The sequence below is a fragment of the Bradyrhizobium sp. 137 genome, from assembly GCF_023074095.1.
In the GTDB taxonomy this organism is placed as follows: Bacteria; Pseudomonadota; Alphaproteobacteria; order Rhizobiales; family Xanthobacteraceae; genus Bradyrhizobium.
On record NZ_JADPKU010000001.1, the window covers coordinates 59,743 to 68,641 of the forward strand.

The following is an 8,899-nucleotide window of genomic DNA, read 5'->3' on the forward strand; positions in this document are numbered from 1 at the left end:
CACACCCGTGCGGCATTCCGGCAGGCAGAGTGTGGGATCGGCGCACTCGCTGCATTCCTGATCACCTGCTTTTCTGAAAAAGCAGGGTTTGCCACGATCATTGATAGTATGAGGCTGACGAGCCCGAATGTTAAGGCCTCCGAGAGCGGATCGACGATCGTACAGCGCAAAGATCGGCGAACAAGCCTCGCACCGCGCATAAGCTTCGTTAGCATGCAGGCAATCGAATAGACACGCCTGGCTAGAGCCATCATACGATCTTGGATTGGGGTTCTTCTTCGCGGTATAGTCTGACTCGCTTGCGTTTCAAATTATTTGAACTTAGCGCGTCGAAACGCGTGCCGCTTACGGACGTCGCTCCGTTCGGACGTCCCCGCCGAAGAAACGCATCTGTCGTAGTTCTGGAGCCGCGACACGCCGCAGCACAACGTAAGAACTCGCGCATCAGCTGCACCTTGCCGAGGGGGCCGGCAGCGAATTCTGCAGATGAGAAGAGATCCCAGGCGCGTGAATTGTTTAGCCCTCGCGGGCTATTGTCGAGCGCTTCTGGTCCGCAAGATGTGGTTCTGGTTGCCAGCAGGCGGGTTGCTCGAGCGAGTTGCGCGACGGCGCGTGACTGCTGCAGCTCTCTGCGGAGCGGGCCGTAGCCATATGCAGCCGCGCGCGCTCTCGTCGGCTGCGAAAACGCCGAGTGCGGACGCCGTAGCTGGCCCCACCGGCGGCGACAATCGAAAGGACAATAAGAGCTGCCACCATCATCTCAGGCGCGCCTCGCAGATCCTCAATGTGCCGCGCCGGCACCTTGAGCCCGGAATGTGTCTCGGTTCGAAGATTCGAACCGCTAGTTGGTACAACTTGACGCTAGGTACGATTCAAGTCTGCTAAGGGCCAGCCCTCGATTCAGTCAGGTGTCGGTTCTTGTTAGTTGTGATCATGCAGCGTAGTGGGGCTGCGAAATGCTCTTGCACCACGAACTTGCATGACGGCGGCGTAACGATTGCAACGTGGCTTAAATGGCCCAAATCATGCTCCGCGCTTCGCTATAAGCAGTGCAGCAACTAGGCCTTCATTGGGAAGCTGCAAAAACAAACGCCAACGCGCGAGTTCATAGAAGTGCAATTGTCAACCCACATCAAGATCGTCCCGATTTAGCCGATTTGGCGAGGAGCCCACATGCAGCGTCTTTTGTCCGACAAGAAATCCGCCTGGTGGCCGAGGCATCCGACCAGTCCGGCTTAATACGCCTGCAGCGCGCAGCCGGCGCGTCTGGCCCGCCCTTTGCTGTAGTGATGGACCCACTGTAGAGCTGAATGAAGCTGACCACCGATTTTCGGGGAGCTCGGTCCGGCGCGGTCTCACTGTGCGGTCGACAGCGCTTTCGATCTGGGAAGAGAGCTGCTCCAAGGTTGGGATACGATACAGAGTTCTCGAGTTGTAGCGCCTGAGACGAGTTGCAGATTTATAGTAGTGGGTATTCGCCGCGCATTTAAGCGACGCGATCCCAGATAGGAGAGGTATGGATCGCACCGCTTGGGATAAACGCTTGCCAGAGCCCAACACGCAATTGTCTCATCTCGGTCGCGCGCCCGCTAAACACGCCGGGATGGTCAATGTTCCTGTCTATCGAGGTTCCACGATCGTTTCGGAAACCCTCGAAGAGTGGGATAGGCGCAAGCAGAATCCAGTGACGAACTACGGACGATTCGGCTCACCGTTGTCTCGTGCTCTCGAGGCTGCCATTTGTGAACTGGAGGGCGGGTATCGTTCGATCTTGTTCCCTTCGGGGCTCTCTGCGTGCTCCCACGCACTTCTCGGGATCCTGAAGGCCGGGGATCATGTTTTGATCTGCGATAACGTCTATGAACCGGTGAGGATTTTCGCGAACCAGGTTCTAACTAGATTTGAGGTCAAGGTGGAGTACTTCCATCCCACTCAGCCTTCGGATCTACTCGCGAAGATCGGGACAAAAACGCGAGCCGTGTACCTGGAATCCCCGGGGTCCATGACGTTTGAGGTACAGGATCTGCCCGCGCTGTGCTCGATCGCACATCAATCGGGTGCGCTCGTGCTCATGGACAATACTTGGGCGACGCCCCTCTATTTCAAACCCTTTCTCCATGGCGTCGACATCTCGATCCATGCCGCGACCAAGTATATCGTTGGTCATTCCGACGCCCTTCTGGGCATTGCTACCGCTAACAAGGAAGCGTGGCCGCTCCTGCAGCAAAGCGCTCATCATTTCGGGGAGATTGCTGGGCCAGATGACATCTATTTAGCTCTTCGTGGACTGCGCACACTAGCCGTTCGCATGAGGCAGCATTACGAAAATGGCCTCAAGCTGGCTCAAAGCCTGGAAGACCACCCGGCAGTGGGCCGGGTTCTACACCCTGCGCTCCAAAACCATCCTGGCTACAATATTTGGAAGCGGGATTTCTTGGGTGCAAGTGGCCTATTCGGCGTCGTTCTGAAGCCTATCTCCAAGGCCCAGCTTTCGGTCTTCTTCCAGAAACTGCGCCTTTTTGGAATCGGATTGTCGTGGGGTGGGTACGAAAGCCTTGTGCTGCCTGTCGATGGTCCTCAACGAACGGAAGCAGCGGTTTCATTTGATGGACCATTGATTCGTATTCACGCCGGCCTCGAGGGGCCGAGTGATCTCATTGCGGACATGCATCAGGCGCTGCAAGCCGCCTGCGAACACTGCGTGAGCGACGCTGCTTACCAGGATGAGAGCAGAGACGGGTGATTTCAAGGGCAGTATTGATGGCGCGGAGGAGACCGATAAAAGCGACGCTTGGGGCGCTATGCTTACCGCACAACGAGCCACTATCATCGCGAGATCACGCCCGAACTCGTCTCCGCCCGAAACGCGGCAACTGGAATCCGAGCAGAGGTCAGTAGTGCAGACGGTCGCGAGTTCTGGGCATGTTGGCCGAGCGGATCGATGATCTACCATTCGTAAAGCGGATTTATGGCCGTGCATCTCCGAGATGGAGCACCAGCCCCGTGCAGGAAGACCATGCGCACGGCTTCTGTCTATCAATCTGCGTGAGCAGAACGCCCATGATGTGCGGTCAGTTGAATGTCATTTAAGCCGCAGGTGCCATTGCCGTATTCGGATGATTCGCTCGCCCAAACATGTCCGGGTGCTTTTGAACACGAGCGCTTGGCAATACGCGATCGCGCAACCGGGGATCTCCAGGGTTGCGTTCGGTACGGCGCGACCGCCATGGCAGACCGGTATCGCAGCGGATGCATGCCATTTCTGCGTCTAGTTGCCTCTGCGCCCTATGACGCGGGCGCTCGGCCTAGCTAGCTCGGCTGGCCCCCGGGGCAGAGGCGGGAGGCTGACCAACGCGTAAACGATCGTTCGGGTACTTGCCGATGCAACATATATTCTTCAGCTAGCGCGAACAAGGTTGTCTCTCTTGCGACGAATGTCCGAATTCTAACAGTGAACGTTGCGTCCCCAGTTCTCCAGCACTCGTGCTTTTGCGGCACTGCTCCTGGCGCCTCAGCTGGTACGACATTTGCTGGACGCTTCAGGTCCGCCTCCTCCCGAAGAAGCGCATGCACAATGTTCTTTATCGAGCAACTATCCGATCTCAGCCAAGTCGATTGCAGCTCATGACAAGTATGATTGTCGCGTTCGGTCGAGCACTTCGCAGAGAGGAGGCTGAAGTGGCGCAGGGCCCCTGCCCAATCGATCCACTCAAAAGACGCAGCACCGGTTGCCTAAGTCGGTGGCGGAGGCACCAAATGGACCTATTTTGCTTCATCGAATGCGCAAACAGAGTCGATCTCCCGAGGTGTTGTTCATCTGCTTGTGAGCTGTTCGAGCGAACAGGGCTTCAGTCAAGTCGCTTACGGGGCGCTGACGGACGCGGAGCCGACCCGCCGGCCAGAGTATCTGCCAGCCGCCGTGACAGTGAACTTTCCTTCCGCGTGGTGCGAGCGCTATGCTGAACGCCGATACAATGCCATCGATCCCGTGGTTCGGCGTACGACGATTCAGTCGGCTCCGTTTCTATGGGATCAACTCGCTCACAAATATCAATTGCAACCCGGCGAAATGCGTGTGTTGAACGAGGCCAAAGAGGCCGGTCTGAAGCACGGCGTAACCGTACCACTGTTCGGACCATTTGGACAACTATCTGTCGCATCGTTTGCATCCAGGTTCGACGATGTCGACCCTGAGTATCGCCTCAGTCGTCTCAACGCATTGGCTTGGCAGTTTCATCATGCATTTGCAGAAATTCGCGCCGTCATCGGAGGGTAGATGCCATATGCAAGTGGCCCTATCCGAACGAGAAAAGGATTGCCTCCGCTGGGTGGAAGAGGGGAAATCATCCTGGGAAATCGGAGTCATCCTGAGAGTCAGCGAGAATACCGTGAACTTTCACCTGAAGAACGCGATGCGAAAGCTAGAGACGAACAGCCGTACCCATTGCGTTGCCAAGGCGATTCGCCTCGGTCTTATCTGACGTTTCGGCGCCGCTGCCCCGTATCGACCTATGCCGGAGTCACGAGCGAGCGATCTGACCAGCGTGACAATATGACAATAGCAGCGAGGACGTTCAGCCCAAGGTGCAGAAGATGCTGTTGCCGCAAATAGCTGACAAGCCTGTCATCTCGATCGTCTTCGGGAGCCTCGATGCGCATCCCGCCGAGGGTTGGTCGTGTCTTCGATGCGTGAGAGGTTCGCACGATTGGCTAAATCCGACGTGGACTGGCCATGACGGGAGACCATTCGCCGCATCGATGACGCGCGTGCGACAGTGATCTTCGCAAGCTGGTTGGTTGTGGATGCCGCCACTCGTCCAATATGGGAGCAGTTTTTGGGCTTGAATTGCGACAAGCTAGTCGCCTGGGACCCGCCCTCGCAAAAAGAAAGCCCCGGCCATGGGCCGGGGCTTTCGATCCGCCGTTCGTACTGCGGATCAATATTTCAGAAGAAACGGGCCGCCGAACTTATAGTTGACCCGTGCAGTCAGAAGATCGAAATCCTGGCGGATGCGATCGGTTCCGCCTGCGGGCGCGGGGAAGTGCACCGCTCCGGGCTGCATGAATAGGTGGTCGTACTCGAGGCTGACCGACCAGTTCGGCGCGAAACCGTACTCAATCCCAGCTCCCAATGCACCACCCCAAAAAATGTGGTCGCTCTTCCCAAGCTGCGCGCCCGTGAGGGTCGGGCTAATCTGATAGGTATTGCTCGTCACTGCGGCACCAGCTTTGGCGTAAAATAATACGTTGTCCACGGCATAACCGATCTGCCCCGTTACCACGCCGAACGCATCAATCTTGGTCTTGTTGATATCCGCAAACGCGACGCTGTCATTCGAGCCAGTCAAATCAGCCCAGTTCCCCTGGCCTTCAACACCAAGCACGATCTGGCCCATCTGCCTTCGATAGCCGATCTGGCCACCCACAGTAGCGCCGGTCGCATCATGGCAGCCCTCAGGCGTGCCGCCATTGAAGTCCCAGCAATTCGAGCTAGAGCCCAAGCCGCCGTTCATACCGACGTAGTAGCCGCTCCAGTCGTAGATCGTAGCCGCAACAGGCTGCGGAGCTTTGGTATAGAGAGGCTGGACGGGCTGCGCAGCCAGATCCGCGCCGAATGCGGGCGCCACCGCGCCAAGCGCCACAATGCTTACAGTCGCAAGCAACAAGTTCTTCATTTCTACTCTCATGTCTTGAGTGCCCCGAGCCTCGCGCGTCTTAACAACATCCGCGCGAATAGCTGTAGCTGCATCGCAACATTTGGGCCGAAAGGAATGCTTGAACCGAACCCTGCGTCAGGTTGCGGCGTTGCGGATCATCTTCAACTGCCTCGCTATGCTCCTTCGCGTGCGAACGCAGATTGCGTAGGCGTGGCGAAAAGCGGGTTGCTGATCTCAGCGGATGAAGCGCACCGCAAGCCACATGACGCCCAGCCACACCGCAACCGAAAAGAGCAAAGCGCTTTGCAACGCCCTTGCTCTGATCCTGTGACGCCATCGAAGGAGCTGCGATGAGCAACCGGTGAAGCGCCGACCCCGTACAACAGCTGTCACTTCATCGTAATCTGCGAACCGGAAGTGAGAGCGATGCTTGCGAATATACGCCAGCCGCTCAGTGGGTGAGAGGCACTGTGCCCACACCTCCCCTGCCTCATCATCAAAACACGCGCTATTCTCAAGGACCTCGGCTAGGCGCTCGTCAGGTTTCATGATGCATCCGCTGTACTGACTATCGCGGATCGAGTTCTAGGAGGGAAGCCTCACCTTCGAAACCTCTCAGTTTAGGTAGGCGAGTTCAGGGGAATCGAACTCGGCCAGGAAGCATTTGTCACGGTCAATGCGGTGCTGATCCTGCGCGAGATGAAAGTCGAAGTCGTGCGATAACTCTGGATCTCTCTTCTCGCCCAGTGCAGATAGCCACGGGCATCGAAGCGGCGTAGATGCCGCGGGAGAGTGAAAGGTGCTCCTTGTCGATGCTGTCGCAATCGTGCTCGCCGTCGCATTCAGTTCAAGCGCTAACTCGCGTGCCAGACATGTCTTCTCCGCGGTGTGCACCAGCGCTGATGGAATTCGTTCCGGCAATGGCTTCCGCGCATGCTCAGATCACACAAATGTACCTTGCAAGGTCCAGGGCCGGTTGCGAATGCACCGCCGCCGACCCGATCATCCGTGAACGGCCGACTCGCAGTCTTCACCGTCAATGTCTCGGGTCACATCGGCCATCAGTCACACGCTACTCCGCGCTCTTGGGACTGACTCCACGCGAGCACGCGCGTGCCCTCCACGCCGCCTTGCGGTTCTGTGCTCGACGAACTGACGGCGGTCGGCGTTCGCCCTCCTGTGGCAGATCGGCCATTTCCTTGCTTGAGCAAGGCCGAATGCAGCATTAGGAACCACGGCGTGCGGGAACTCGGTGCGGCGGAGCAGAACTGCCGGAATGAAAGTAAGCGCCATAGAGCCGGGCGTGCTCACGTCGCTTGCGGGAACGCCAGCTGCGCATAGCGTATCCTAATCGAAAGCCGCGAAAAAAGTTCATAGTGAGAAAAAGAAGAAGTGTCGTCATCTCGATGTCTAATCCGGAGGATTGCTTTGATGTGTTACGTCACACTCCCGCCATGGGTGGTTGACTAGTTGGTCGGCGCGAGGCGGCGGATGCCTGGTTCCTACGACGTGACGCTACGTACGATTCAAATCCCTTCGGGTACTGTCGCGCGACAATCTAGATGGGACGCACTTCCTTCCTTATTGCCGCGCCGCAAGCTACTCCCTGCCACTTGAGATGGCCTGCAGCAGCAGTGTGCGTGGAGCCAGACATAGTATGCAGATCCGCGGAGTGGCCCACGCCGTGATTGTTTCAGGAAAACGACATTCGTGATGGCTGGGTGGTTTGGTCAGAGTGCTGCGCTTCTCTGGGCGGCATTGCCCCGCCCGCCGGGGGCAACGGAGAAGACTTTCGGTCGCAGCTGAAACGTGGACGAGACTAGCCGTCTCGCGGCGCACTCGAAGTGCCGTTAGGACCTGGACCATTTGCGCGCCGCGGCGGCCGGCAGGCGGTCGCATTGCAGTGCAAGGGTACCGTACTCATCCTCTGAGACCGAGGTCTTGAATACACGGTTCTTGCCTTGACGATGCCTGAGAGTGGTCCTGCCACCTGTCCCGCGGCCTGCCTGCTGACGAGACGAAACTGTTAGCAAGAGCAGGCTGCCTGTATACCAATCGCTGGGCGATCTCGAAAGGACCGCCGGTTTTCAAAACCAGGACGATGTCTTCTTATTACCCGATCGAGTGATCTAACCTACGCCTTATGCAGAATTCCGCCAGGTGCTAGGCGGAACCTCGATTTGATTAGAGGAGTAAGAGTTGAACGTCCGATCGAGCAAATCGCCAAGAACGCAGGCGCCATGAGTCGGGTCGGACTTGGCTTCACGTGTCGTTCCCTGAGCTAGAACAAGTTTGGCGATTTGCGTACGATTGGCGATAGTACGGCGATCTGGCGGTAAAGCTGCGACTGCCTGATCGAAAATGTTAGCTAGGATGCGGAGGTCTTCTGGATAGAAGAGGTCACCGTATTGTTTCGCCGGCACTGTTCGCCTGCTGGGTCTGCTGGCGCTCGCCTCGCCTATTGCGCCGAGTTCCAGCTTGGCCGCGACTAGTGCGCTTGTGAGTTCGTCGAGCAGCTTGACCGCTCGGAGCGCGAATTTGTCTTGGCAGATCAGTTGAGCAACGACCTCCAATTGTAGAGCAATGCGGTGCTCACGGTGCCAATGCGCGACGTGCAAACAATCTCCTTCGGCTTCTCGGTTGTCGGGCTCGGGCACAAAAGCTTGCCATGCGTTCATTTCCGTCCGGCAAATCGGCTGGACTGTGCGAGAGCCAGTCGCTGTTGCTCAAGGTAACGCATCGAATCATGGTCATCGCGACGATGGTCAGACCGGTCCACCAGGGCACGGTGCCGGTGAGCGCGAGCTGAGCGAGCGCGGCAATCGATGAGATGGCGAGCAGCAGCGGCCCGAGGTTCTGTCCGAGCACGTCGAGCGTAAGGTACCGGTCCAGGGCGGGCAACAGGTGCAAACCCAGCAGCGTGTCGCGGTAAGTGCTCCGCGCCCAGCGGAGCTGTTGCCGCAGATACGGCAAGAGCCTGTCCGGGACCACCGTGGCGGCGATGGCGTCCGGAACGTACTCGGTTCGAAACCCTGCCTTGAGCATGAGGATGGTCAGATGGCGGTCCTCACCGAAGTCGCTCGGCTTTCCCCGGAAGAACTGCGTCTCGTACTGGTCAACAGCAGCGCGGAGCGGCGGTACATGGCACCAAAGCGCGTCTGCGCCGCGCGCTCCTCGTTGCAAGCCAACCAGTACTCCATGTCGATCAATCGGGTCAGCCAGCTGTCGTTCCGGTTGCTGGC

Annotated in this window: 5 protein-coding genes and 1 pseudogene; 3 read left to right on the forward strand and 3 right to left on the reverse strand. The window is 57.8% G+C overall.

Annotation, left to right across the window (positions count from 1 at the left end):
• Positions 1–1,516: 1,516 nt before the first annotated feature.
• From metC to IVA78_RS00290, 3 genes are all read left to right on the forward strand, one after another.
• The gene (gene metC, locus IVA78_RS00280; RefSeq protein WP_247463627.1) at positions 1,517–2,743 is read left to right on the forward strand and encodes a cystathionine beta-lyase; all 1,227 of its coding nucleotides are present in this window, start codon (positions 1,517–1,519) and stop codon (positions 2,741–2,743) included.
• A gap of 1,080 nt (positions 2,744–3,823) precedes the next feature.
• Positions 3,824–4,276: an autoinducer binding domain-containing protein gene (locus IVA78_RS00285; protein ID WP_247463629.1), complete on the forward strand. Its 453-nt coding sequence runs from the start codon at positions 3,824–3,826 to the stop codon at positions 4,274–4,276.
• Between the two features lie 7 nt (positions 4,277–4,283).
• Positions 4,284–4,481, forward strand: a complete 198-nt coding sequence (locus IVA78_RS00290) for a helix-turn-helix domain-containing protein (RefSeq protein ID WP_247419000.1) — start codon at positions 4,284–4,286, stop codon at positions 4,479–4,481.
• A gap of 456 nt (positions 4,482–4,937) precedes the next feature.
• Here IVA78_RS00290 and IVA78_RS00295 read toward each other — a convergent pair whose 3' ends face one another.
• The 3 genes and pseudogenes from IVA78_RS00295 to IVA78_RS00305 form a co-directional block, all read right to left on the reverse strand.
• Positions 4,938–5,675, reverse strand: a complete 738-nt coding sequence (locus tag IVA78_RS00295; RefSeq protein ID WP_247450991.1) for an outer membrane beta-barrel protein — start codon at positions 5,673–5,675, stop codon at positions 4,938–4,940.
• 2,123 nt (positions 5,676–7,798) lie between these two features.
• Positions 7,799–8,275: a hypothetical protein gene (locus IVA78_RS00300; protein ID WP_247463632.1), complete on the reverse strand. Its 477-nt coding sequence runs from the start codon at positions 8,273–8,275 to the stop codon at positions 7,799–7,801.
• Positions 8,250–8,899: pseudogene (locus IVA78_RS00305) on the reverse strand (glycosyltransferase family 2 protein); the annotation flags it as partial. The pseudogene IVA78_RS00305 and the gene IVA78_RS00300, both read right to left, overlap by 26 nt.